The organism is Streptomyces sp. NPDC046870 (assembly GCF_040704595.1).
Classification (GTDB): domain Bacteria; phylum Actinomycetota; class Actinomycetes; order Streptomycetales; family Streptomycetaceae; genus Streptomyces; species Streptomyces argyrophylli.
The window spans coordinates 134,775-159,668 of sequence record NZ_JBEYXM010000008.1 but is presented as its reverse complement, the minus strand read 5'-3'; the positions used below and the strand labels follow the sequence as shown (position 1 = coordinate 159,668).

Annotated in this window: 26 protein-coding genes; 10 read left to right on the top strand and 16 right to left on the bottom strand. The window is 73.9% G+C overall.

The annotated features are described in order from the left end of the window. Positions 1–2: 2 nt before the first annotated feature. Positions 3–734, top strand: a complete 732-nt coding sequence (hemQ, locus tag AB0946_RS19935; protein WP_366761933.1) for a hydrogen peroxide-dependent heme synthase — start codon at positions 3–5, stop codon at positions 732–734. A gap of 91 nt (positions 735–825) precedes the next feature. On the opposite strand, the gene AB0946_RS19930 is transcribed toward hemQ, so the two are convergent. The 5 genes from AB0946_RS19930 to AB0946_RS19910 form a co-directional block, all read right to left on the bottom strand. After that, positions 826–2,484: an alpha/beta hydrolase gene (locus AB0946_RS19930; protein WP_366761932.1), complete on the bottom strand. Its 1,659-nt coding sequence runs from the start codon at positions 2,482–2,484 to the stop codon at positions 826–828. A gap of 171 nt (positions 2,485–2,655) precedes the next feature. Continuing rightward, on the bottom strand, positions 2,656–3,435 hold the full coding sequence (locus AB0946_RS19925; protein ID WP_366761930.1) for a TIGR04222 domain-containing membrane protein: 780 nt from the start codon (positions 3,433–3,435) through the stop codon (positions 2,656–2,658). 97 nt (positions 3,436–3,532) lie between these two features. After that, complete coding sequence (locus AB0946_RS19920; protein WP_366761929.1) at positions 3,533–4,372, bottom strand: DUF4142 domain-containing protein; 840 nt, start codon at positions 4,370–4,372, stop codon at positions 3,533–3,535. A 266-nt stretch (positions 4,373–4,638) separates the two neighbouring features. Beyond that, positions 4,639–5,964 carry a DUF692 domain-containing protein gene (locus AB0946_RS19915; RefSeq protein WP_366761928.1) on the bottom strand — a complete coding sequence of 442 codons (1,326 nt, stop codon included), beginning with the start codon at positions 5,962–5,964 and terminating at the stop codon, positions 4,639–4,641. A gap of 132 nt (positions 5,965–6,096) precedes the next feature. Next, entirely contained in the window at positions 6,097–6,816 is a 720-nt protein-coding gene (locus AB0946_RS19910) for an aminoacyl-tRNA hydrolase (protein ID WP_366761927.1), read from the bottom strand. A gap of 351 nt (positions 6,817–7,167) precedes the next feature. Between AB0946_RS19910 and AB0946_RS19905 the strand changes: the two genes are divergently transcribed. Further along, on the top strand, positions 7,168–8,049 hold the full coding sequence (locus tag AB0946_RS19905) for an ATP-binding cassette domain-containing protein (protein ID WP_366761925.1): 882 nt from the start codon (positions 7,168–7,170) through the stop codon (positions 8,047–8,049). Further along, complete coding sequence (locus tag AB0946_RS19900) at positions 8,046–8,717, top strand: ABC transporter (RefSeq protein ID WP_366761924.1); 672 nt, start codon at positions 8,046–8,048, stop codon at positions 8,715–8,717. Before AB0946_RS19905 ends, AB0946_RS19900 begins: the two co-directional genes overlap by 4 nt. Here AB0946_RS19900 and AB0946_RS19895 read toward each other — a convergent pair. The 9 genes from AB0946_RS19895 to zapE all read right to left on the bottom strand — a co-directional run bounded on the left by AB0946_RS19895 (position 8,709) and on the right by zapE (position 17,689). Then, positions 8,709–8,891 carry a hypothetical protein gene (locus tag AB0946_RS19895; protein WP_366761923.1) on the bottom strand — a complete coding sequence of 61 codons (183 nt, stop codon included), beginning with the start codon at positions 8,889–8,891 and terminating at the stop codon, positions 8,709–8,711. The genes AB0946_RS19900 and AB0946_RS19895 overlap by 9 nt on opposite strands. Before the next feature lie 17 nt (positions 8,892–8,908). Next, on the bottom strand, positions 8,909–9,754 hold the full coding sequence (locus AB0946_RS19890; protein WP_366761922.1) for a polysaccharide deacetylase family protein: 846 nt from the start codon (positions 9,752–9,754) through the stop codon (positions 8,909–8,911). A gap of 63 nt (positions 9,755–9,817) precedes the next feature. After that, positions 9,818–11,386 (bottom strand): FAD-dependent oxidoreductase, encoded by a 1,569-nt coding sequence (locus AB0946_RS19885; RefSeq protein WP_366761921.1) that lies wholly within the window; start codon positions 11,384–11,386, stop codon positions 9,818–9,820. A gap of 609 nt (positions 11,387–11,995) precedes the next feature. Further along, positions 11,996–12,853, bottom strand: coding sequence for a PPK2 family polyphosphate kinase (locus AB0946_RS19880; RefSeq protein ID WP_366761920.1), 858 nt, complete (start codon positions 12,851–12,853; stop codon positions 11,996–11,998). A 41-nt stretch (positions 12,854–12,894) separates the two neighbouring features. After that, complete coding sequence (locus AB0946_RS19875; protein ID WP_366761918.1) at positions 12,895–13,728, bottom strand: slipin family protein; 834 nt, start codon at positions 13,726–13,728, stop codon at positions 12,895–12,897. A 104-nt stretch (positions 13,729–13,832) separates the two neighbouring features. Next, the gene (locus AB0946_RS19870; RefSeq protein ID WP_366761917.1) at positions 13,833–15,311 is read right to left on the bottom strand and encodes a SulP family inorganic anion transporter; all 1,479 of its coding nucleotides are present in this window, start codon (positions 15,309–15,311) and stop codon (positions 13,833–13,835) included. A gap of 8 nt (positions 15,312–15,319) precedes the next feature. Next, the gene (locus AB0946_RS19865; RefSeq protein WP_171151818.1) at positions 15,320–15,898 is read right to left on the bottom strand and encodes a carbonic anhydrase; all 579 of its coding nucleotides are present in this window, start codon (positions 15,896–15,898) and stop codon (positions 15,320–15,322) included. 82 nt (positions 15,899–15,980) lie between these two features. After that, complete coding sequence (locus AB0946_RS19860) at positions 15,981–16,379, bottom strand: hypothetical protein (protein ID WP_366761916.1); 399 nt, start codon at positions 16,377–16,379, stop codon at positions 15,981–15,983. Positions 16,380–16,585: 206 nt separating this feature from the next. Next, on the bottom strand, positions 16,586–17,689 hold the full coding sequence (gene zapE / locus AB0946_RS19855; protein WP_366761915.1) for a cell division protein ZapE: 1,104 nt from the start codon (positions 17,687–17,689) through the stop codon (positions 16,586–16,588). Between the two features lie 37 nt (positions 17,690–17,726). On the opposite strand from zapE, the gene AB0946_RS19850 reads away from it, so the two are divergent. The 7 genes from AB0946_RS19850 (at position 17,727) to AB0946_RS19820 (ending at position 23,872) form a co-directional block, all read left to right on the top strand. Next, a complete protein-coding gene (locus tag AB0946_RS19850) occupies positions 17,727–18,617 on the top strand; it encodes a pyrimidine reductase family protein (RefSeq protein ID WP_366761914.1) in 891 nt (296 codons plus the stop codon). Positions 18,618–18,780: 163 nt separating this feature from the next. Continuing rightward, a complete protein-coding gene (locus AB0946_RS19845) occupies positions 18,781–19,254 on the top strand; it encodes an indole-3-glycerol phosphate synthase (protein WP_366761913.1) in 474 nt (157 codons plus the stop codon). Between the two features lie 126 nt (positions 19,255–19,380). After that, the gene (gene murC / locus AB0946_RS19840) at positions 19,381–20,772 is read left to right on the top strand and encodes a UDP-N-acetylmuramate--L-alanine ligase (protein WP_366761912.1); all 1,392 of its coding nucleotides are present in this window, start codon (positions 19,381–19,383) and stop codon (positions 20,770–20,772) included. Between the two features lie 15 nt (positions 20,773–20,787). Further along, positions 20,788–21,195 (top strand): peptide-methionine (R)-S-oxide reductase MsrB, encoded by a 408-nt coding sequence (gene msrB, locus AB0946_RS19835; protein WP_171151804.1) that lies wholly within the window; start codon positions 20,788–20,790, stop codon positions 21,193–21,195. Positions 21,196–21,423: 228 nt separating this feature from the next. Further along, on the top strand, positions 21,424–22,557 hold the full coding sequence (locus AB0946_RS19830) for an ABC transporter ATP-binding protein (protein ID WP_366761910.1): 1,134 nt from the start codon (positions 21,424–21,426) through the stop codon (positions 22,555–22,557). After that, the gene (locus tag AB0946_RS19825) at positions 22,554–23,207 is read left to right on the top strand and encodes an ABC transporter permease subunit (RefSeq protein ID WP_366761908.1); all 654 of its coding nucleotides are present in this window, start codon (positions 22,554–22,556) and stop codon (positions 23,205–23,207) included. Before AB0946_RS19830 ends, AB0946_RS19825 begins: the two co-directional genes overlap by 4 nt. After that, a complete protein-coding gene (locus AB0946_RS19820) occupies positions 23,204–23,872 on the top strand; it encodes an ABC transporter permease (protein ID WP_366761907.1) in 669 nt (222 codons plus the stop codon). Before AB0946_RS19825 ends, AB0946_RS19820 begins: the two co-directional genes overlap by 4 nt. 3 nt (positions 23,873–23,875) lie before the next feature. On the opposite strand, the gene AB0946_RS19815 is transcribed toward AB0946_RS19820, so the two are convergent. Both AB0946_RS19815 and AB0946_RS19810 read right to left on the bottom strand, forming a co-directional pair. Then, a complete protein-coding gene (locus AB0946_RS19815; protein ID WP_132783182.1) occupies positions 23,876–24,478 on the bottom strand; it encodes an ATP/GTP-binding protein in 603 nt (200 codons plus the stop codon). Further along, a complete protein-coding gene (locus AB0946_RS19810; RefSeq protein ID WP_366762076.1) occupies positions 24,465–24,881 on the bottom strand; it encodes a DUF742 domain-containing protein in 417 nt (138 codons plus the stop codon). Before AB0946_RS19810 ends, AB0946_RS19815 begins: the two co-directional genes overlap by 14 nt. Positions 24,882–24,894: the final 13 nt, after the last annotated feature.

The window sequence follows — 24,894 nt, the reverse complement described above, 5'->3', positions numbered from 1 at the left end:
CCATGAGTGACGACGCCCCCACCACCGAGTCCGGCAGGATCCCGAACAAGGGCAAGCTGGCCAAGGACCTCAACGAGGTCATCCGCTACACCCTCTGGTCCGTCTTCAGGCTGAAGGACGTCCTCCCGGAGGACCGCGCGGGATACGCCGACGAGGTCCAGGAGCTGTTCGACCAGCTCGCCGCCAAGGACGTGACGATCCGCGGCACCTACGACGTCTCCGGGCTGCGCGCCGACGCCGACCTCATGATCTGGTGGCACGCCGAGACCAGCGACCAGCTCCAGGAGGCGTACAACCTCTTCCGCCGCACGAGGCTCGGCCGCGCGCTGGAGCCGGTGTGGTCGAACATGGCGCTGCACCGCCCCGCCGAGTTCAACCGCTCGCACATCCCGGCGTTCCTCGCCGACGAGACGCCCCGCGACTACGTGAGCGTCTACCCCTTCGTCCGCTCCTACGACTGGTACCTGCTGCCCGACGAGGACCGGCGCCGGATGCTCGCCGACCACGGCAAGATGGCCCGCGGCTACCCGGACGTGCGCGCGAACACGGTCGCCTCGTTCTCCCTCGGCGACTACGAGTGGATCCTGGCCTTCGAGGCCGACGAGCTGTACCGCATCGTCGACCTCATGCGCCACCTGCGCGCCTCCGAGGCCCGCATGCACGTCCGCGAGGAGGTCCCGTTCTTCACGGGCCGCCGCAAGGACATCGGCGAACTGGTGGCGGACCTCGCCTGAAGCGCCTCCGAAAAGGCCCGGGGAACGTCGTGACCAGGCCGTACGAGCCGCAGCCGGCCGACGACCTGACCAGGCACCCCGGCGGGCGCGCCTAACGCCGGGCGGCTTTCCCCTTGAGCGCGTCCCGCCGCACCCGGTCGTCCGCGGAAGCGTTGGAGGCGACCGGTTCGGGGCGCGGCGCGCAGGACGCGTGCCGCGCCGGAACACGGCCCTCCAGCAGGTACGCCTCCAGGTACCCGTTGACGCACCTGTTGGGCCCGCCGCCGACGCCGTGTGTCCCCGCGTCCCGCTCGGTCACCAGCACCGAGCCCGCCAGCCGCCGGTTCATCTCCAGCGCGCCCTGGTACGGCGCGGCGGCGTCCCGCTCGGCCGCCAGGACCAGCACCGGCGGCAGCTCGCCGACCCCGGTCCGCACGTCCAGCGGCCGTTGCCGGGGCGCCGGCCAGTAGGCGCACGGCAGGTTCATCCACGCGTTGTCCCAGGTCTCGAAGGGCGCCACCCGGGCGAGCCGCGTGTTGTCCCGGTCCCAGACCGCCCAGTCCGTCGGCCAGGGCGCGTCGTTGCACTCCACGGCCGTGTACACCGCGCTGCCGTTCTCCGCCTCGGCGGCGCTCTCCGGGCTCGGTGTGGCCAGCCGGACCAGCGGCTTCGGGTCGCCGTGCAGATACGCCGAGAGCGCCGCCGCGCGGCTCGGCCAGAAGTCGTCGTAGTACCCGGCTGCCAGGAAGACGTCCTGCAACTGGCCGGGACCGACCGTCCCGCCCGCCGCCTTCCCGGCCAGCCGTTCGCGCGCGGTGTCGTAACTGCGCTGCACCCGCGCGGGCGTGGCACCGAGCCGGTACACGTCGTCGTGCCGGGCGATCCACTCACGGAAGTCCGCCCAGCGCTCCTCGAACGCCGCCGACTGGTCCAGGTTGCTGCGGTACCAGATCTTCTGCGGGTCCGGGTTCACCGCCGAGTCCAGCACCATGCGCCGCACGTGGGACGGGAACATCGTCGCGTACAGCGCCCCGAAGTAGGTGCCGTACGACGCCCCCATGAAGGTCAGCCGGTCCTCGCCCAGCGCGGCCCGCAGGACGTCGAGGTCACGGGCGTTGTTGAGCGAGTTGTAGAACCGCAGCCCGCTGCCGGACCGCCGGGCACAGCCGCGCGCGTACGCCTTCGCCTGCGCGACGCGCTGCCGCTTGTACGCCTCCGAGGGGTGCGTCGGTGCCGCGGTGGGCGCCTTGAAGAAGTGCTTCGGGTCCTCGCAGGACAGCGGTGCCGACCGGCCGACGCCGCGCGGGGCGTAGCCGACGAGGTCGTAGGCGGCGGCGACCCGCTGCCACGCCGGGATCGTGCCGATGAGCGGGAAGTACATGCCGGAGGCGCCGGGGCCGCCCGGGTTGAAGACCAGGGCGCCCTGCCGGGGCACCCTCCGCTTGCTGTTGCGCGGGTCCTTGTGGGTGGCCTCGGCGCGGCTGACGGTCAGCCGGATCCGCTTGCCGTTCGGGTGGGCGTAGTCGAGCGGGACGCTCACCGTGCCGCACCGCACGCCGGCCGGTGCCTCGGGGACGTCGGCGGCGGAGCACGGACCGAAGTCGATCCCGGCCGCCCGGGCGCGGGCCACGGCCACCGCGGTGCCGCGCAGCTCGGCCGCGCCGGGGGCGCCCGCCGTGCCGGGGGTGCCGGGTGCGCCGCCCGCCGGGGCCGCGGCCAGGGTGGTCAGGAGCAAGGAACCGGCGGCCGAGTAGAGGGCGGCAGCTTTCATCGCGTATCCCTTCGGTGCGCGGCGGCGATGGCACGGCTGCCATGGCCCACGACGACAGAAGGGATATTTCGGTCGTCCGTGGGGCAAGGCAAGCACCGTCGGGCCGGTGTCGGCCGCAATGCCCCCTGTGCGCCCCCCGGAAGCCGCCCCCGCCGGACCGCCCCCGGCTCGTCACTCCCGCCAGGGCTGGTCGCGGTGGGTGAAGGCCGCGCGCAACTCCGGTTCGCCTATCGCACGGATGCCGCGCACGGCCACGGAGGTGAGGAACGACCGCTCGTCCCCGGCCGTCCCGCCGGCCAGCGCGCTCAGCAGCCGCTGTCCGGCCGGAGACGCCCAGCGCGAGTACGGATGCACCTCGAACCGGGCGATGGCCAGGCAGCTCAGCGCCAGGATGAGGGGCAGGGCGAACCACAGGCCCACCAGCAGCCGGGGCGTCCCGGTCTGGACGGGCAGCAGCAGCGCGGTCACGCCCAGCGCGGCGACGACGAACACGGAGGCCCGCACCTGGCGGACGGCGGCCCCCACGGTCGTCCCCGTGCCCTCGGGCACCGCGAGACCCGCGCGGACCAGTCCGTCGGCCAGCCTGCGCACGGCCTCGGCGCCGGCCGCCCGGGCCCGTACGGGCGCGATCCGCGACTGGCCCTCCGGCCCTATGGCCCTTATGACGGACCGCTCCATCTCGTCCCGGCCCCGCGGGTCCACGACCGTCGCCCAACCGGTGTGCGCGAGCAGCAGCCGGCGCTGGCGGGCCATGGAGACCATGGTCACATCGGCGACCCGCGCGGGGCCGCCGGAGAGGAAGGCCGCCTCGTACAGCGTCAGATCACGCTCTCCGTCCGCCGGAGCGTCACGCGCGTCCGCGGCTGCCGAGCGGACGGCCGCCAGGCACAGCCGGGCGCAGGCCGTTCCGGCGAAAGACCAGGCCAGGAGCAGGAGAAGGACCCAGAACATGACGTGTTTCTATGCCAGGGGACTGGGTGGACGCCATGCCTTATCCATGATCCGGACGCGGTGTTGCCGGTCTGTGACGTTCCGCTTTCCGGGCTGGTCAGGGGCTGGTCGTGGCCGGCGGCGGGCTGCTGGTGGCGGGCGGCAGCGGGACGGTCTCGCCGGGCGACGTCCGGCCCTGCGACGCCTGGCCCGCTGACGGATCGCCCGCTGACGGATCGGCTGCTGACGGCTCGACCGGTACGGCCGCGCCGGGATCGACCTCCGACGGGGTCGGCACCGGGGAGGCGGAGGCCGCGAGATCCCTGGCCAGTGCGCCGAAGTCGACGTACCCGGTCGCCTCCAGGATCCTGATGTGGTCCAGGACGGTCGCGTTGGCGTCGTCGGCGAGATCGCGCACCAGGGAGTTCTGGGTCCCGGCCCGGATCTGCGCGACCAGGGAGAACACCCGGCCGTGCGCGAGCCGCAGGAGGCCGGCGAACTGACGGTCGAAGTCCTGGCCCTGAGCCGTGTCCAGGGTGGCGAGCCACTGCCTCTGCTGCTCGTTCGGCTCGTTGGGCAGCGCGATGCCGAGCTGGGTGGCGACCGTCCGGACGTGTGCGTCGAGGGAGGTGTGGCCGTCGACGAGGTGGCGGCCGGCCGTGCGGACGGCGGGCGTGGTCCCCTTCCGCTGCGCCAGTTCCCCGGCGGGCAGCTCCCACAGCCCGGCCAGCCGCACCTTGGTGACGAAGTCCCGGTCCTGCGCGGACAGCGGGCCGTACGGGGTCGTCACCGTCTGCGCGCTGAGCACGCTCGCGCTCGCCGGGTCGTCCTGCCGGTCGGCGTACGACCACAGCGGCACGAGCAGCGCGACGACCGTCGCCGCCAGGCCGGTGACGATGAGCCCGGTGCCGCTGAATATGCCTCGGCCGTTGATCGGGGGACGCGGTCGCGGTCGCATGATGCCTCCTGCGCCGCACGCCGGGGTGTGCTTGGGGTGGGTGCGGGGTTGGCATATTACTTGGGGGCCGGGGCGGCGCTTCGCGGTGCCGCCGGGGTCGGTGCGGGGCCGCGGGCGACTGCGGTGCGTCGTGGCTGGTCGGGGGGTTCTCCGTGCTCCTGCGCAAGCGCGGCGCCGTCGGTTGTGGGGGTGCCGTCCGCGCCGGGCGTGGCGGCACTTGGCCGGTGCCGGTCGGCGCGGCCCGGTCCGGGCGGCGCGGGGCCGCGTCAGACCCGGCGGCGCAGTACCCGCTCCACGAGCCCCCGCTTGCGTGGTGCCGGGCCCGAGCGGTCCAGCCACCAGTCCCGCAGTTCGCGCCGCGCCCCCGCGTCGCCCGGCCGCCCCAGCTTCAGCAGGTGGCCGGCGAAGTCCAGCGCGTCCAGCCGGTACCCCCCGCGCATCGGCCGCTGCCGGGCGTACTCCAGGAACTCCTCCCGGTACCCCGCCCCCAGGATCACCGGCAGCTCGGGCGCCATCTTCGCCACGACCCCCGCCCGCTTCGCCGCGAGCGCCCGCGCCTGCACCCCCATCCGCACCCGGTCGAACCCCTCCGGCACCGGCGTACCCGCCACCAGCGACGACAGCACGGCGGTCTGCGCGACCCCCACCCGCTCACGCACGCCCGCCAGCGGCTCCGCCACCGGCCGCGCCAGGACACCGACACCCCCGGTCCGCGCACCCCCGAGGGCCGGCGCCTCCGTCGTACCCCCCACCGGGCTCCCCGCCGCGCGCCCGACCGTCACCGCGTCCCGGATCGCGTCCAGCTCCCGCTCCAGCTCCGCCGGTTCCGGGAAGTTCTCGTCCCGCTCCAGGAGCACTCCCGGCGGCTCGACCCGGGCGGCGAGAGCGGTCAGGACGTCGAGGACCGGACGCGGCACGGGGTGCGCATGGCTGTCGTGCCAGACGCCGTCCCGTTCGAAGCCGCCCGCGACGTGGACGTAGGCGAGGGCGTCGAGGGGCAGCGCGGCCAGCGCCTCGGCGGGGTCCTCGCCCCGGTTGACGTGGTTGGTGTGCAGGTTGGCCACGTCGATCAGCAGCCGCACGCCGGTCCGCTCGACCAGCTCGGACAGGAACTGGCCCTCGGTCAGCTCCTCGCCCGGCCAGGAGAACAGCGCGGCGATGTTCTCCAGGGCCAGCGGCACCGGCAGGGCGTCCTGCGCGATGCGGACGTTCTCGCACAGCACGTCCAGCGCGTCCCGGGTGCGCGGCACCGGCAGCAGATGGCCGGCCTCCAGGCGCGGCGAGGCGGTGAGCGCGCCGCCCGCCCGGACGAAGGCGATGTGCTCGGTGACCAGCGGTGAACCGAACGCCTCCGCCCGCTCGGCGAGCGCCGTCAGCCGCCCCTCGTCGGGCCGGTCCGCGCCGCCCAGACCGAGGGACACGCCGTGCGGGACCACCGTCACCCCGCGCTCACGCAGCCGCAGCAGCGACTGGGGCAGGTGGCCGGGGCAGACGTTCTCCGCCACGACCTCCACCCAGTCGATGCCGGGCATGCGCTCCACGGCGTCCGCGATCTCCGGCCGCCACCCGATCCCGGTCCCCAGTCGCCGCATGGTGCTTCCCCCTCCTCGGCCCGCGCTGCTGCGTCGAGTGACGGGGATATGGCCCCGGCGACCGCCGTCGAACCCCCTGCTGTCGCGTTCAGAGCAACATTTGAGGTTGCGGGACGGCGGGGCGCTCCCCGGTCAGCGCAGGCCCGGGTGTTCCGCCACCACCGTGCAGGAGCCCGGGGCGATCTCCGTGAAGCCCGCGTCGCGGACCACGGGCAGGCCGCTGCTGGTCAGGCGGGGCCAGTCGGCAGGGGAGGCGGTGCGGACGGCGAGGGGGAAGCCGGCGTCGCGCCAGGCGGCGCGGGCGGTGTCCGGCAGGGCCCACCAGGCAAGCTGTGCGCCGTGGCCGGCCTGGGCCATCGCCTTGCCGGCCGACATCTCCAGGTCCGGGTTCAGCCAGAGCACCGGCCGGCCGGCCGGGTCGGCGGGGGCCGGCGGTTCCGGGTCGTCCAGCTCGGTGCCCGACACCTGGAGCCTCGCCAGGTCCTTCGGCCAGCCGTCCAGCGGGACCGGCGGGAAGACCCGGACCTCAGCGGAGGCGCCCGTCACCGTGATCCCGGGCAGCGCCTCGGCGCGCCGCCACTCCGCGCCCCTGGCCCGCCGGACCACCTTCCGGATCCGGGCGTCCTCCCAGCCGCGCACCGCCTCGGCCCACTCGCCGTCGCCGTGCGCCCGCTCGTCGCCGAGCAGGGTCAGGACGGCCCGGGCGGCGGTCTCCAGGGCGTCGGTACGGGCCGGTGGGGTGCCCCGCTCGATCCGTACCACGAGCGGCAGGACGAACTGGGGCGCCTCGTCGCGCGGATCACGCGCGGGCTGGGCGGGGCTGTCGGCGGTGGGGGCGGGAACGTGGCTCACGGGAGCCCAGCCTACGAAGCCCCGGACGGACCGATCAACGCGCGGTGCGCTCACGGGAGATTTCCGCGGACACCGGTGAACCGGCCGGCCACCTCGCCCCTCTTGATCGGTGGAAGGGACTGGAGGGGCAGTGCCATGAGTCAGCACGCCGGGCCGAGCCGGGGCTGCCGTCCGGCATCGGGCCGATGGGGAACGACGAGTGTCGGATCGACCCGGCCGCCTTCGGGGTCGAGGCCTTCCCGGGCGCTCCGCCGTCCGACGTCCGGGTCTCGGCCACCGGACTGTCCGCACGGTGAGCCGCCGTACCGGCACGGCCTCCCGCACGGGTTCCACTGCGACAGAAGGGCCCCCATGGACCGTGACCTGCGCCTGACCGCCGTGGGCCGTCGCTACGGCATCCTCGGCCCCTGGGTGCTGCGTGGCGTCGACCTCGTCGTCGCGCCCGGCACCCTCACCCGGATCGAAGGGACGAACGGCAGCGGGAAGTCCACCCTGCTCCGGCTGCTCGCCCGGCTCGACGCGCCCAGCGAGGGGCGGATCAGCGGCCGCCCGCGCACGGCGTACGTGCCGGAGCGGTTCTCGTCCGCCCTGCCCTTCACGGCCGCCGGCTATCTGACCCATCTCGGCACCGTCCACGGCCTCGGCCGGGAGGCCGCCGCCCGCGCCGCGGACACCTGGCTGGAGCGGTTCGGGGCGGGCGCGTACGCCGGTACGCCGATGGCGCGGCTGTCCAAGGGCGGCAGCCAGAAGGTCGCCGTCGCACAGGCCCTGCTGGCCGGCCCGGAGCTGCTGGTGCTGGACGAGGCCTGGACCGGCCTCGACGCGGCGGCGCGGACCGAACTGGAGCGGGCGGTGGCCGAGCGGACGGCCGCCGGGGGCGCCGTCGTCTTCGTGGACCACGACCCGCGCCGCCTCGCCGGGGCGCCGGACGCGGTCTACGCGGTGACCGACGGGGGCCTGCGACGCCGTACCGGCCCGCCGGGTGCGCCGGCCGGACCGCTCACGGTCGTCACCGTGCGGGGCGCGCCGGGCGGGCGGCTGCCGCCGGACGCGGTGCGGATCGCGGTGTCCGCCGAGGAGACCGACCCCGGCTGTCACCGGCTCGCCGTACCCGCCTCCCACTCCGACACCGTGCTGCGCGCCCTGCTCACGGCCCGCCCGCCCTGGCACGTGGTCCGCGTCGAACCACCGTCCCACGACCCGTTGCCCCCCGACCCCGGAAGCCGCCCATGACCGCGCTCCTGCGCTACCAGGCCGACCTGCTGCTGCGTTCCCAGCGCTGGCTGCCCCCGGTGATCCTCTACGCCGCGTTCCTGGGCGTCGGCGTGCAGAGCGGCCAGCCGGTGCTGGGGTCGCTCGGCTACACAGCCGCCGGTCTGCTGCCGGTGGCCGCCTGGCTGGTACGGATCTGTGTCACCGCGGAGCCGCCCGCGGCCCGGGCCTGCGTCGCCGCCGCCCGCGGCCCCGCCCGGGCACACCTCGCCTGCCTGCTCACCGCGCTGTTCGTGGCCGTGCTGCTCGGGCTGGCGGCCACCGTGGTGGTGACGCTGATCAGCGACCCGGCGAGCGACGGCCACCGGGTCCCGGTGCCCCGGCTCCGCGCCGCCGCCGCGGGACTGCCGGGCGCCCTCGTCTGCGCCCTGCTCGGCGCGGCCGTCGGTGCGCTCACCAGCCGGCCGGTGCTGCGCTCCAGGGGGCGTGCGGTCCCGGCGCTGCTGCTCGGCGCGCTGCTTGCGGTGGTGTCGGCCGGTTCCCCGGCGCAGGCCGCGGTCAGCGCTCTGGTCACCGGATCGCGGACCGGCCGGGTACCGGTGCCGCTGCTGCCGCTGGCGGGCGCGGTCGTGCTCACGGCGGCCGCCTTCGCCGCGACCGGCCGGCTCGTCGCGCGCCGCTCACCCTGAGCAGGCGGTGCGCTGCGCCTCCTGCCACTCGCAGACGGGGCACAGCGTGAGGCCCTTGTACGACTCCGGGTACTCCGTGGGCTCCCGGCACAGCACGCACTCCGCGTACGGCGGTCCGTCGGCCTTCGCCGGCTTCGCCGTCCCGGCGATCGTGCAGTAGTCCTCGTCGCTCATACCTTCAGCGTAGGACGTCAGCGGCCGTCGCCCGCCTGGCCGATCAGCTCGGAGACCTTCACGAACCGGTAGCCGCGCGCGCGGAGCTCCGGTACGACCGTGCGGACGACCCGCTCGGTCGTCGGGGCCGCGCTGCGGGTGCAGTGCATGACGACCACCGAGCCGGGCTTCACCCCGTTGAGCACCTGCTTGACCACCGCGTCGGCGTCCGTGGCGAAGGCGTCACCGCTGATCACGTCCCATTGCACCGCGGTCACCCCGAGCCCGCTCAGCGCGCGCAGCGCCCGCTGGTCGTAACAGCCGCCGGGGAAGCGGAAGTAGGGCATCGCGTGGGGCACGCCGGCCGCGCGGAGGGATTCGTACGCGCGCTGCACGTCCGCCCGCATGCCGTCGGCGTCGACGGTCGGCAGGCCGTAGCAGTCGGCGGTGAAGGCGTAGTGGCTCCAGGAGTGGTTGGCCACCTCGAACTGCGGGTCGTGGCCCAGGGCGCCGGCCTCGGCCGGGTACTCGTCGGCCCAGCGGCCGGTCATGAAGACGGTCGCCGGCACCTTCAGCGCGCGCAGGGCGTCGATCAGGCCCGGGTTGTCGAAGTGCTCGCCGGAGGCCGCGCGGGGTCCCTCGTCGGCGGTCATGTCGGCGTCGAAGGTGAGCGCGACGGTCTTGCCCCGGGTGCGCGGGCCGTGTTCGAAGACCGGGGTCAGCCCGCCGGGGCCGGGTGCGAGCACGGGCGGACGGGCGGGAGAAGGGGGCGCGGAGACGCGGGAGGCGGCCGGGGCGGGCCGCTCACCGCCCGCGGCGCCGCAGGCGGTGAGCGCCGCGCCCAGGAGGCAGACGGCGATGAGATGACGTGCTCGTGGGATCACCGTACGAACGTAGGACTGAATGTGCGTTTGTATGGTGATATGTTCCGCGGCGCGGCGGTACGGTCACCCGCGCGGCGGCGACTGCTCGCCGCCGTGGCCGGCCGGGGGCTGGTCCAGTTCCCGCTGTTCCAGCGGTTCGACCGCCGGGCCCTGGAGCACCGTGCCGTCGACGGCGAAGCGCGAGCCGTGGCAGGGGCACTCCCAGGCGCGCTCGGCACGGTTGAACGCGACCAGGCAGCCGAGGTGGGTGCAGCGGGCCGACACGGCGTGCAGGGCGCCCTCCTCGTCACGGTGGACCGCCAGCCGTTCGGCGCCGGACCGGACCAGCGCGCCGTCGCCCGGCTCCAGGTCGTCCACCGCGACCGTCGGTTTGAGCCGGTCGCCGACGAAGTGCCGGGCCACCTCGGCCTGGGTCTTCAGCAGCGACGGCGCCTCGCGCACCACCGACTTCAGCCGCCGCGGGTCGTACAGCTCCTGCCAGGCGCTGCCCCGCCCGGTGATCAGCGCGCTGAGCAGCAGCCCGGCCATGATGCCGCCGCTCAGGCCCCAGCCGCCGAAGCCGGTGGCGACATAGGTGTGCCGGGCGCCGGGGTGCAGGGGGCCGACCAGCGGGACGGTGTCGGTGGACTCGTTGTCCTGCGTGGCCCAGGCGTGGTCCAGCCTCACCCCGGGGAAGTGCACCTCGGCCCAGCCCGCGAGCCGTTCGAAGCCCGCCTGCGGATCGCCGGTGCCGGGCGTGAAGTGCTCACCGGTGACGACCAGCAGCCGCTGCCCGTCCGGGCCGTACGGCGCCGTGCGCACCGAGCGGGTGTTCTCGTCCGGCGTGATGTACATGCCGTGGGGGTCCGGTCCGTCGCCCAGCGGCCCGGCGACGACCAGTTCCCGGCGCGGGGAGAGCCGGGTGAACAGCAGGGCGCGGTCGAACACCGGGTAGTGCGTGGCGACCACGACGTCCCGTGCCGTCACCGTGGCGCCCGCCTCCGTCGTCAGCCGGCACGGCTCGCCCTCCGTCAGACCGGTGACCCGCGTCCGCTCGTACACCTCGCCGCCGCGCGCGAGCAGATCGGCGGTGACCGCCCGCAGGTACTTGACCGGGTGGAACTGCGCCTGCCCGGTCACCCGGACCGCGCCCGCCACCGGAAAGGGCAGCCCGGTCTCCGTGGTGAACACGGCCGGCAGCCCCGCCTCCCGGGCGGCCTCCGCCTCCGCGCGCACCTCGGCCACCCGGGACCGGTCCCGGACGTAGGTGTAGGCGTCCCGGGTCTCCCACTCGCAGTCGATGCCCAGCTCGGCCGCCAGCGCCGCCGCGTGCTCGATCGCCTCCGACTGCGACCGGGCGTACAGACGCGCCCCTTCCACGCCCCGGGTACGCCGGAGCCGGTCGTAGACCAGGGTGTGCTGGGCGGTCAGCTTGGCGGTGGTGAAGCCGGTGACGCCGCCCGCGACCCGCCCGGCCTCCAGCACCGCCACCCGCCGCCCGGCGCGGGCCAGCTCATAGGCGGTGCTCAGCCCGGCGATGCCCGCGCCGACGACGGCGACGTCCACGTCGAGATCCCCGTCCAGGGCGGGGTGGGACGGCCCCGGGGCGGTCCGCAGCCAGTACGAATCGGTGACCTTCCGCTGCTCCTGCATGCCCGCCGGGTACCCCGCCCACCCCGACACACGTCCGCGCCTCACCCACCCGGGCGCACCCGCCCCCCGCACCGGCACCCGGTGGGGCCGGCCCGCTTCGGGCGGGAGGGCCGCGGGCGTCACCGACGGGTCGTGGGCGAGCCGCCGGGGCTCCTGCGGCACCCGCCACCGCCGGACAGCCCGTCACGACGCAGGAACCCGCCCCCCTTCCACGTCCCCTTCCGCAGCCCGGCCCGGCTCGCGCTGCCGTGTGCCTGCGCCGGATTCGGGGCCGGCTGACTTGGGTCCATGCCGGAACCGGGCCCGGCTGACATCTGCCGGGGCCGGGACCCCGCCCCGGCTCACGCCCGTCCCCCGCGGCGCGCCGCCACGCGCTGCCGTGCGCCCACGCCGGACTCCGGCCCGGCTGACGTCGACCCCGTCGGGACCGGGCCCGGGTGCTCGTCCGCCTCCGCCGCCGCACCCGCCCGGGCTGCCCCGTCCGCCTGCGTCGGAATCCGCCCCCGCCGGAGCCCGTACCCGACTGACATCGGCCCCCGCCGAAGACCGGCCCGTCCGCGTCGGGGTCCCGGCCCCGCTGGGCATCCGTCCGCGCCGTGCGGCTCCCGCTCACGTCTGCTTCAGCAGCCGCTCCCGGCACTCCTCCACGTCGAACTCCGCCTCCGGGTAGCGCGGGTCCAGCTCCCGCAGCCGTTCCAGCAGAAGCCGGGTGATGGCCCAGTTGCGGTACCACTTGCGGTCCGCCGGGACCAGGTACCACGGCGCGTACGGCGCCGCGCAGCGCTCCAGGGCCAGCTCGTAGGCCTTCTGGTAGTCGGGCCACAGGGCGCGTTCGTCGATGTCGCCGGGGGCGAACTTCCACCGCTTGTCGGGGCGGTCCAGCCGGCGCAGCAGGCGGCGCCGCTGCTCGTCGTAGGAGAGGTGCAGGAAGCACTTGACGAGGGTGACGCCGTCCTCGGCGAGGGAGCGCTCGAAGTCGTTGATCAGGCCGTAACGGCTGCCGATCTCGGCCGGCCGGGCGAGGTGCCGGACGCGTGCGATGAGCACGTCCTCGTAGTGCGAGCGGTCGAAGATGCCGATCTCGCCCGGCTCCGGCAGCGCCCGCCGCACCCGCCACAGGAAGTCGTGCCCCCGCTCCTGATCGGTGGGCGCCTTGAACGCCGTGATCCGGCACCCCGACGGGTTCAGCTGGCCGATCACGTGCTTGACCGTGCCGCCCTTGCCGCTGGTGTCCATGCCCTGGAGGACCAGCAGCACCCGGCGGTGGTCGCCCGCGGTGGCCGCCGCCCACAGCCGCTCCTGGAGCCGGGCCAGCTGCCTGCCCATGCGGTCCGCTTCCGCCTCCGCCGCCCGCTTGCCGTCCGGGGCGCCGGGGGTGGCCCGGGCGTCGTACCGGGACAGGTCGACCCGTTCGCCCGGTGGCAGCCTCAGCAGTTCCTGGAGCTTCCTGGCCGGCTTGTTGCGCACACGTGCTCCTTCCGTCCGGTTCGCGGTGTCGCAGGCGCTCGTCAGCCGGGAGGCGGTGCGCCGTCGGTGTGCGCCGCGGGCTCCCGGTCCTGACCCTCCCTCTCCGGCAGCGAGGGCTGCGCGCCCCGCTCCAGGAAGTGCAGCAGCTCCACCGGGATGGGCAGCACCAGCGTCGAGTTCTTCTCGGCCGACACCGCCATCACCGTCTGCAGCAGCCGCAGCTGGAGCGCGGCCGGCGTCCCCGACATCTGCTGGGCGGCCTCGGCGAGCTTCTTGGAGGCCTGCAGTTCGGCGTCGGCGTTGATGATCCGGGCCCGGCGCTCGCGGTCCGCCTCGGCCTGACGGGCCATCGACCGCTTCATCGTGTCCGGCAGGGACACGTCCTTGATCTCGACCCGGTCGACCTGGATGCCCCAGCCCACCGCCGGACTGTCGATCATCAGCTCCAGACCCTGGTTGAGCTTCTCGCGGTTGGACAGCAGGTCGTCCAGGTCGCTCTTGCCGATGATCGACCGCAGGGACGTCTGCGCCATCTGCGACACCGCGAACTTGTAGTCCTCGACCTTGATCAGGGCGCTCGTCGCGTCGACCACCCGGAAGTAGACCACCGCGTCCACCCGGACGGTGACGTTGTCGCGGGTGATGCCCTCCTGGGCCGGGATCGGCAGGGTCACGATCTGCATGTTGACCTTCTGCAGCCGGTCCACGAAGGGGAGGATCAGGGTCAGGCCCGGCGGCCGTACGTCCCCCGCCACCCGGCCGAGCCGGAACAGCACGCCGCGCTCGTACTGCTTGACGACCCGCGCCGCCATCGCCAGGTACACCACACCGGCGGAGCCCACCGCCGCCAGGGTCACCAGAAGGTCCTCGACCATGGTGACCTCCTCGTCCAGAGGCCGGTTTGTCTGCTGTTGCCACGATAGGCCCGTGGGGCCGGGATGCCGAGAGGTCCCGGCTCCACGGCCCCACGGGCGGTCCCTCAGGCGGCCTTGAGCAACTGCACCGGCTCCGTGCCCGCCGCGCTGTGCCGCGCGGCCCAGTTCTCCAGGGCCGTACGGCAGGCGTGGTCCAGGTGGTGCAGCCCGGACAGGTCGAGCCGGACCGGACGGTCCTGGGGGAGCGACTCCAGGCTGTCGAGGATCTTCGGCAGCCGCAGGAAGGTCGCGTTCCCCGACAGGTGCGCCTCGACCGGTCCCGCGCCCTTGTCGACGATCTCCAGCCTGACGTGCGAAGCCTCCCAGGCGGTCTTCACCACCGCCAGCGCCAGGCCGATGAGCACGCCCTCGAACATGCTGACCGCCACGATGGAGACGGCCGTGGCGGCGAGGACCAGCGCCTCCCCGCGGTGCTCGCGCCACAGCACGGTCAGGGACCGCAGCGGGACCAGCTTGGCGCCCGCGTGGATCAGGATGCCCGCGAGGGCCGGGACCGGGATGTAGGCCAGCACGCCGGGCAGCAGCGCAGCGAACAGCAGCAGCCAGACGCCGTGCATGACCCGGGAGGCCTTCGTGCGGGCACCGGCCTGCACGTTGGCCGCGCTGCGCACGATCACCGCGGTCATCGGCAGCGCGCCGAGCACCCCGCACACCATGTTGCCGGCGCCCTGGGCGACGAGCTCCTTGTTGTACTGGGTGCGCGGACCGGAGTGCAGCCGGTCCACCGCCGCCGCGCTGAACAGCGACTCGGCGGAGGCGATCAGGGTGAAGGCGACGACCGTGCCCAGCAGCCCCACGCCGGCCAGCTCGCCGAAGGCGCTCAGCGGCGGGGGCTGGATCGAGCCGAGCAGACCCCGCACCTCCACGGTGGCCACCGGCAGGTCCAGCGCGAACGCGGCCAGTGTGGCGAGCCCGACCGCGGCGAGCGGGCCGGGCACCGCCCGCACCCGGGCCGGGGTGTGCTTCCACAGCACCAGCACCGCGATCGTGCCCGCGGCCACCGCGAGCGAGGCCAGGGCGCCGGTGTCGCCGAGGGCGTCCAGGAACGCGCCGGGCACCCCGGCGATCTTGCCCAGGCCGGAGTCGGGGGCCTTTGCCGCCAGCGCCGGGTACAGCTGTCCGGCGATGATCACCAGGCCGATCCCGGCCAGCATCCCCTCGACGACGGAGACGGAGATGGCGCGGAAGTAGCGGCCCAGCCGCAGCAGGCCCATGGCCACCTGGAGGACGCCGGCCACGAGCACGATCACGCCGAGCACCGGCAGCCCGAACTCCTTGACCGCCTCGAAGACGAGCACGGTCATGCCGGCCGCCGGTCCCGACACCTGGAGGCTGCTGCCGCGCATCAGCCCGGTGACGATGCCGCCCACGATGCCGGTGACCAGGCCGAGTTCGGCCGGCACCCCGGAGGCGACGGCCACGCCCACGCACAGCGGCAGCGCGACCAGGAAGACCACCAGGGAGGCGGCGAAGTCCTGCCTGAGGTGGGGGAAACGGGATATGAGGGTGCGGTTGTCGGTCATCGGCGCACTCACAGGGCTTCGAAGGTGTCGGTCTGCGGGCGGTGCGTCCGTACGGCGCCGGTGTGCACCTCGTAGTACCAGGCGTGCAGGGCCAGCTGACCCTCCTTCAGCCTGCGTTCGACGCAGGGGTACGAGCGCAGTCGCAGCAGCTGGGTCAGGACGTGGCTCTGCACGCCCTCGGCGACCTCCGGGTCCTCGGCCGCGCCGGCCGGGCGCGGGGTGGCGGAGGCCAGCCAGTCGCGCACGGCCGGTACGGCGGTCAGGTCGTCACCGCGCACCAGCGCGCCGACGGCACCGCAGTGCGAGTGGCCGCAGACCACGATGTCGCGGACGCCGAGCACCTCCACGGCGTACTCGATGGTGGCCGCCTCGCTCGTGGGGTGCTCGGAGGCGTGGGGCGGGACGATGTTGCCGGCGGTGCGCAGCTCGAACAGCTCGCCGGGGCGGGCGCCCGTGATCAGGGCCGGGACGACCCGGGAGTCGGAGCAGGTGATGAACAGCACCTGCGGGGACTGGCCTTCGGCGAGTTTGGCGAACTCCTCAGGGCGCTGTCCGAAGGTACGGGCGTTGTCGATGAGGGGCTGCATGTGTGTGGGTTCCTCCTGGCGCGCCTGCCCGGCGCGTCGGACGTGCACGACGGTTGTGTGGGGGGAGAGAGCCGCCCGTCCGTCAGCAGCGGAAGACCTGGAGCGCCGCCGGGGTGTGGGCTCTGGAGGCTCTCGGGGTGAGGCGGTGCGGTCCGCCGGAGGGCTCCGACGGGCCCGTTTCGGCCATTCGGCCGGATATGAGGGCACGCTCCTGCGCGCAGCCGGAGGCCGGGCCGCGCTGCCGGTCGCGGACGTGCGGGATGCCCGCGGGGTCACCTGGGCGGCCGGGGGCGCGGACCTTGTCCGCGGACCCTTCGCGCGCCGGCAGTGCGGAGGGGGTGGTTCCGGTCTCGGCCTTGGCCAGCGCCTGACCGAACGTGTGCGCGGGTGCGAAGGATCCCGCGGGAGTGAAGAGCTGGAAGGCGAGCAGCGTCACGCCGAGGAGGGTGAGCAGCGTCCGAACGGTCGTACCTCGGAACATGCGCCCCCCTCCGCCGCGTTCATGTTTCTTGTCCAGACCAAGGGTTGGTCAATGGATGGTCAAGAAACACGTTAACCCCGCGAAGCCCTTTGCAGGGTTAACTGCGCGTTAAGCGCGCAAGAGAGCGTGAAAAGTGCGGGTCGGGTGGCGCGAAGCCGCCCTTGACCCGCACTGTGTGATCAACTATTGACCGGCCGGAGTGGCGGCTAGTCGCCGACCAGGCCCTTCGCGTCCCGTGCCAGCGCGGTGAGCCGGGATATCGCGCGGAAGTACTTCTTGCGGTAGCCGCCGTTCAGCATCTCCTCGCTGAACAGCCGGTCGAACGGCAGCCCCGAGGCCAGCACCGGGACCTCGCGGTCGTAGAGCCGGTCCGCGAGCACCACCAGGCGCAGCGCCGTCGACTGGTCCGGCACCGGCTTCACGCCGGTCAGGCACACCGCCCGCACCCCGTCGGTCAGCGCGCCGTACCGGCTCGGGTGCACCTTCGCCAGGTGTTCCAGCAGGCGCCCGAAGTCGTCCAGCGAGGCACCCTCGGTGGCGAACGCCGTCTTCATGACCTCCTCGTCCGAGAAGGGTGCCGGAGCCTCGGGCAGGCCGCGGTGCCGGTAGTCCTCGCCGTCGATGCGCAGGGTGCGGAAGTGGGCCGACAGGCCCTGGATCTCCCGCAGGAAGTCGGCGGCGGCGAACCGGCCCTCGCCCAGCTTGCCGGGCAGCGTGTTGGAGGTGGCGGCGAGCGCCACGCCCGCCTCGACCAGCTTGCCGAGCAGCGTCGACACCAGGACCGTGTCGCCGGGATCGTCCAGCTCGAACTCGTCGATGCACAGCAGCCGGTGCTCGGAGAGCGTCCGCACCGTCTGCTGGAAGCCGAGCGCGCCGACCAGGTTGGTCAGCTCCACGAAGGTGCCGAACGCCTTGCGGGACGGCTCGGCCGGGGTGGCGTGCCACAGGGAGGCGAGCAGGTGGGTCTTGCCGACGCCGTAACCGCCGTCCAGGTACACCCCGCGCGGGCCGGCCGGGGCCTTGGGCGCCTTGGCCCGGCCGAAGCCGAAGAGGCCGCGCCGGCCGGGGCCGGAGGCGTGCGCCCCGCCCAGTCCGGCCGCGAAGCCCTCCAGGACCTGGACGGCCTCGGTCTGGCTGGGCTGGTTCGGGTCCGGGATGTACGTGGCGAAGCGGACCGAGTCGAACCGCGGCGGCGGCACCATCTCGGCGACCAGCCGCTCCGCGGGCACGTGCGGCTCACGGGCGCACAGGGACAGGGGGCCGGCTTCCGGCAGCGGGCTGGAACCGGGGGCGGCGGTGGAGGACGACACAGTTGTCCATGCTAAGCGCCGTGTCACACTGCACGGCATGCGACGCCTGTTCCCTGTGACCGAAGAAACAGCAGCCCAGGCCCCCGCAGGGGGTGCCCGGACCCCCGGGCGCGGTCCGGAGGGGGAGGTGAGCCCGGCAGGCCGGGACGGCTCGGAAGGCGAGGTCCGCCCGCCCGTCGGGGCCGGCGCGGCCGTGGACCGGGAGTGGAGCCTCGCCGAGCTGGCCGCCGCGTACGCCTACCCGGAGCCCGCGCCGGGCGCCCCGCGGCCGTGGCTGCGGGCCAACATGGTCTCCTCGCTCGACGGCGCCGCCCAGCACGAGGGCCGCTCGCAGCCCATCTCCAGCGCCACCGACATGCGGATCTTCGGCACGCTGCGGGCGCTCGCGGACGTCGTCGTGGTCGGTGCGGAGACGGTGCGGCAGGAGGGGTACCGGCCCGCCCGTGTCCGGGACGAGTTCGCCGCGGCCCGCGCGGCCGCCGGACAGACCCCGGTCCCGGCGATCGCGATCGTCACCGCGAGCCTGGAGCTGGACTTCACGCTGCCGCTGTTCACCTCGCCCCTGGTGCCCACCCTGGTCCTCACCGGCGCCGCGGCCGCCCCCGACCGGATCGCCGCCGCCGAGCGGGCCGGCGCCCAGGTGGTGATCGCCGGCGAGGGCATGGGGGTGGAGCCCGCCCGCGCGGTCCAGGCCCTGGCCGGCCTCGGCCACACCCGGCTGCTCACCGAGGGCGGGCCCCGGCTGCTCGGCCAGCTGATCGCCGCGGACGTGCTGGACGAGCTGTGTCTGACCGTCTCGCCGACGCTGACCGCGGGGAACGCGCAGCGGATCGCCGGGGGGCCGTCGGTGGCCGTCCCGCACCGGTTCGAACTCGCGTCCCTGCTGGAGCAGGACGGATTTCTGTTCGGTCGTTACTGTCGGACCTGACGTCACCGTTGGTGCTGACGTCACTGTCGGTCCTGACGCCGGCGGAATCGGCCGTCGCGGTCGGCTTCCGGCGAGCAGCATGGTCCGGCAGTACCCGTGCGATCACGGGGAAGGATGGTTTCCGCACGGGCCCTGCCGGGCCCTCCGAGGAGAGAGGCGCCTGGTGTTCACAAGCGTTCTGATGATCGAGAAGGCCCTGACGGCCGCCGACGTGGAGTTCGTCACCACCCTGCACGGGGACGAGCCCGTCTCCTTCCACGTGCTGCTCCAGCCGCGCGGCGAGCAGGCGGACCGGCTGCTGCGGGCCATCGACGACATCGCGCTCGGCGAACTCGACGAGGCGGTGCGGGAAGGGGAGACGCCGGAGGGGCAGGAGGCCCGGAGCGTGGGGCAGCAGGCCCTGGACGTGTCGCTCCAGGCGCTGCGCGCCGCCGGGAGCCGGGCGGAGGGGCGGCTGGTCGAGGAGCACCCGCTGGACGCGCTGAAGTCGCTGGTCGCCGAGGTCGGCGCCGACGAGGTGATCGTGCTGACGGACCCGCACTACGTGGAGGAGTTCTTCCACCGGGACTGGGCCTCCCGGGCCCGGCACAAGGTGGGGGTGCCGGTGCTGAAGCTGTTCTCGCACAGCAAGGCATAGGACCGGCCCCCGGTCGGCGTCCGGGTGCGCGGCGCGGCCGCGGGGCGCGGGTGCGTGCGAGGCGCCCGGTGCCCGAGCGCATAGGCTAGGCCCGCTCTAGCTCGTACCGTCTCTGGGGAGAAACGCATGGCACCCGGCCTTCCTGACGCCATGGACCGACCGCACTTCATCGGCATCGGCGGCGCCGGGATGTCGGGGATCGCCAAGATCCTCGCCCAGCGCGGGGCCGAGGTCGCCGGCAGCGACGCCAAGGAGTCGGCGACCGCCGAGGCGCTGCGGGCGCTGGGCGCCACCGTGCACATCGGGCACGCCGCCGAGCACCTGGCCGACGACGCCAGCTGCGTCGTCGTGTCGTCGGCGATCCGGAAGGACAACCCCGAGCTGGCCCGCGCCGCCGAGCTGGGCATCCCGGTGGTGCACCGCTCCGACGCGCTGGCCGCGCTGATGGAGGGGCTGCGGCCGATCGCCGTGGCCGGTACGCACGGCAAGACCACCACCACCTCCATGCTCGCGGTCTCGCTCACCGAGCTGGGCCTGGAGCCGTCGTACGCCATCGGCGGCGACCTGGACGCGCCGGGCTCCAACGCGCTGCACGGCGACGGCGACATCTTCGTCGCCGAGGCCGACGAGTCGGACCGCAGCTTCCACAAGTACGCGCCCGAGGTCGCCATCGTCCTCAACGTCGAGCTGGACCACCACGCCAACTACGCCTCGATCGACGAGATCCACGAGTCCTTCGAGGCGTTCGTGGACCGGATCACCGAGGGCGGCACCCTGGTCGTCTCCGCCGACCACGAGGGCGCCCGCGAGCTGACCCGGCGCGTGCGGGACCGTGACGTGCGGATCGTGACCTACGGCGAGGCCGCCGACGCGGACGTACGCGTGCTGTCGATCGTCCCGCAGGGGCTGAAGAGCCAGGTCACCGTGGTGCTGGACGGGCAGGAGCTGACCTTCGGGGTGTCCGTGCCGGGCCGGCACTACGCCCTGAACGCGGTCGCCGCACTCGCCGCCGGCGCCGCCCTCGGCATCCCGGCCGCCCGGCTCGCGCCCGCGCTCGCCGCCTACACCGGCGTCAAGCGGCGCCTCCAGCTCAAGGGCGAGGCGGCCGGCGTCCAGGTGATCGACTCCTACGCCCACCACCCGACCGAGATGACCGCCGACCTGGAGGCCATGCGCGCCGCCGCCGGTGACGCCCGCATCCTCGTCGTCTTCCAGCCGCACCTCTTCTCCCGCACCCAGGAGCTGGGCAAGGAGATGGGGCAGGCGCTGGCCCTCGCCGACGCCTCGCTGGTCCTCGACATCTACCCGGCCCGCGAGGACCCGATCCCCGGCGTCACCAGCGAGCTGATCATCGAGGCCGCGCGCGCGGCCGGCGCCGACGTCACCGCCGTGTCCGGCAAGGCGGAGATCCCCGCGGTGGTCGCGGGAATGGCGAAGCCCGGTGATCTCGTTCTCACCATGGGCGCGGGAGACGTGACAGACCTGGGCCCGCTGATCCTGGACCGCCTGTCGCAGTAAAGGGGCTGAGAACTGATGTCGTACGACGTCGAGAAGCCGGACGAGCAGTGGCGCGCGGAGCTGACCCCCGCCGAATACGCCGTACTGCGCCAGGCCGCCACCGAGCCGGCCTTCACCGGTGAGTACACGGACACCAAGACCAAGGGCGTCTACTCCTGTCGGGCCTGCGGCGCGGAGCTGTTCACCTCCGGCACCAAGTTCGAGTCGCACTGCGGCTGGCCGTCCTTCTACGACCCGAAGGACACCGACGCCGTGGAGCTGATCGAGGACCGCTCGCACGGCATGGTCCGCACCGAGGTGCGGTGCGCCCGCTGCGGCTCCCACCTCGGGCACGTCTTCGAGGGCGAGGGGTACCCGACCCCCACCGACCAGCGGTACTGCATCAACTCCATCTCGCTGCGGCTGGAGCCCCAGGAGGGCTGAAGTCCCTGAGCGGGACCGCCGGGGCGGCCGGGGCCGGCGCCCCGGCCGCCCCGGCGCATGATCCCGCGCGGGTGCCGGGTGCGGCGCGGTGGATCGGTTCGCGTCACGGGGGCCACCGCTGCCGGGAGACCGGGGCTGAACGCTCTCCCGCCAAAGTGCCGAAACACTGGCGGTCTAGACTCTCCCCGTATCAGCCCAGGACCGGTCGCCCGAAGGGTACGCGGCGTTTTGATACGGATAGATTCAGTCACGAAGCGGTATCCCGACGGCACGGTCGCGGTCGACCGGTTGTCGCTGGACATACCGGACCGCGCGATCACCGTCCTCGTCGGGCCTTCCGGCTGCGGCAAGACGACGACCCTGCGCATGATCAACCGGATGGTGGAGCCCAGCGAGGGCAGCATCCTCCTCGACGGCCAGGACATCCGGCAGCAGCCGGTCAACACCCTGCGCCGGTCGATGGGTTACGTCATCCAGAACGCCGGGCTCTTCCAGCACCGCACCATCCTCGACAACATCGCCACCGTGCCCCGGCTGCTCGGCTGGACCAAGCAGCGGGCCCGGGCCCGGGCCGCCGAGCTGATGGAGCGGGTGGGGCTCGACTCCGCGCTGGCCAAGCGGTACCCGTACCAGCTCTCCGGCGGCCAGCAGCAGCGCGTCGGCGTGGCCCGCGCCCTCGCCGCCGACCCGCCGGTGCTGCTGATGGACGAGCCGTTCTCCGCCGTCGACCCCGTCGTGCGCAAGGGGCTCCAGGACGAACTCCTGCGCATCCAGGACGAGCTGGGCAAGACCATCGTCTTCGTCACGCACGACATCGACGAGGCGATCAAGCTGGGCACGAAGGTCGCCGTGCTGCGCACCGGCGGCCGGCTCGCCCAGTTCGCCCCGCCCGCCGAACTGCTCAGCGCGCCCGCCGACCCCTTCGTGGAGGACTTCCTCGGCGCCGACCGCGGCATCCGCCGGCTCTCCTTCTTCCCGTCCACCGGGCTGGAGTTGCAGACCGGGCCCGTCGTCCCGATCGACGCCGACGCGGGCAAGCTCGCCGCCCGGGCGGCCACGGCGCCGTACCTCCTCGTCACCGACCTCGACGGCAGGCCGCTCGGCTGGAGCGAACCGGAGCGGCTCACCGCCGGCGCCATCGACCGGGAACGACTCCTCGACCACGGACGGCCGTTCGTGCCCGGCACCGACTCGCTGCGCACCGCGCTCGACGGGGCCGTGCTCTCGCCGACCGGCTGGGCCGTCGCGGTGGACGGCGAGGGACGCGCGGTCGGTGTCGTCTCCCAGCAGGTCATCGGCGAGGCGATCCGCGCCGCCCACAGCCGGGTGGCGGAGCACGCCGACGCGAAGGCCGGGCGATGAGCGGCTTCTTCGACCTTCCGAGCGACCTCCAGCACAGCTACCCCGGTCTCATCGGGCTGCATCTGCGCGAGGCCCTCCTGCCGGTGCTCGCCGGACTGCTCGTCTCGCTCCCGGTCGCCCAGCTGTGCGTGCGGTTCCGCTGGATCTACCCGCCCGTCCTCGGCATCACCACCGTCCTGTACGCCATCCCCTCGCTCGCCTTCTTCGTCGTCCTCATCGACTACTTCGGGCAGAGCGAGACGACGGTGATGATCCCGCTCGCGCTCTACAGCCTGGTGGTGCTCGTCCCGGCGATCGTGGACGGCGTCCGCTCGGTGCCGCCGGAGACGCTGGCCGCCGCCCAGGCCATGGGCCTCGGACCCGTACGCCGGTACTTCCAGGTCCAGTTGCCCATCGCCGTACCCGCCATCATCGCCGGACTGCGGGTGGCCACCGTCTCCAGCATCTCCCTGGTCAGCGTCGGCATGCTCATCGGCAACCAGGGCGCCCTCGGCAACATGCTCTACGACGCCCAGACCTACCACCGGCCCGCACTGGCCGTGAACTCCGTCCTGACCATCGCGGTGCTGGGCATCCTCGCCGACGCCGTGCTGGTCCTCGTCCGCCTCCTCCTCACCCCCTGGATGCCGCGGAAGGGTGCCACCCGGTGAACGTCCTGAACTTCGCGCACGCCTTCTTCAGCGACAGCGCCCACTGGCACGGCTACGACGGCATCCCCACCCGGTTCGCCGAGCACCTCAAGTACTCCCTGGAAGCCCTGCTGATCGCCACCGCGATCGGGCTGCCCGTCGGCCTGCTCACCGGCCACACCGGGCGCGGCGGCAACGCCCTCGCGCTCATCGCCACCGCCGGCCGCGCACTGCCCAGCTTCGGCCTGCTGGTGCTGATGTTCATCTGGATCGGCTTCGGGCTGCTGCCGGTGATGATCCCGCTGGTCGTGCTCGCCGTACCGCCGATCCTGGTCACCACCTACGAGGCGGTCCGCTCCGTCGACCCGTCCCCGGTGGACGCGGCCCGGGGCATGGGCATGCCCGAGGCGCGCGTGCTGTTCCAGGTGGAGGTCCCGGTCGCGCTCCCGCTGATCCTCAGCGGCCTGCGCACGGCGGCCATCCAGATCGTCTCCACCGCCACCATCGCGGCCTACGTCAGCCTCGGCGGCCTCGGCCGCTACATCATCGACGGCCTCTACCAGAAGAACTACGAGAAGGTCGTCGGCGGCGCCACGCTCGTCGCCGGCCTCGCCCTCGCGACCCTCGCCGTGTTCTGGGCGGCGTCCCGGCTCACGGTGTCGCCGGGAGTACGCCGCAGCGCCTGACGGTCACCGCTCGGTGCGGGCCAGCGCGAGTTCGAGTACGACGAGCAGCGCGTCCCGCACCGAGCCCCGCTCCCGGGCGTCGAACACCACGACCGGCACGCCGTCGGAGACGTCCAGCGCCCAGCGGACGTCCTCCAGCGCGTGCTCCACCCGGCCGTCGAAGGCGTTCACCGCGACGGCGAACGGGATGCCCTTGTGCTCGAAGTAGTCCACCGCCGCGTAGCAGTCGTCGAGCCGGCGGGTGTCGACGATGACGAGCCCGCCGACCGCGCCCTCCACGATGTCGTCCCACATGAACCCGAACCGTTCCTGCCCGGGCGTGCCGAACAGGTACAGCTTCAACGTCGGGTCGATGGTGATGCAGCCGAAGTCCATCGCGACGGTCGTCGTGGTCTTGCGCGGGGTGTGCGTCAGGTCGTCCACACCGGCCGCGACCTCGGTGATCGACGCCTCGGTGGTCAGCGGCTCGATCTCCGAGATCGCGCCGACGGCCGTGGTCTTGCCCACGCCGAAACCGCCCGCGATCACCATCTTCACCGGCAGCGGCGGCCGTACCGCGGCAGGCGCGGCCGGGCCCCGGGCCAGGAGCGGTTCAGTCGGTGTCACTCGGTACCCCTCGGGAGTCGGGGATGGCCCGCAGGCCATCGATAACCCTGCGCAGGACGGACGCGTCGTGGGTGGCCTCGGCGTCCGGCACGTACACCGCCAGCTGGCCCGCCTCGCGCAGGTCTTCGGCCAGGACGCGCACCACGTTGAGGTGCAGCCGCAGCCGGGCCGCGAGTTCCGCGAGGGACTGCGGCAGCCGGCAGGCGGCGACGATGTCGTGCTGCTCGAAGGAGAGCCGGCCGAGCGCGTCGAGACCGTCGGCGGTGGACACCACCTGGGTCTCCACGGGCAGCGCCCGGCCGGAGGCGGCGTCGGCGACCCGGCCGGCGGTGACCAGGTACGGCCGTACGGCGGGGACGGGGCCGACCGGGTCCGGGCCCGGGGGCGCGATGCCGTCCGCCATGCCGTCCGCCATG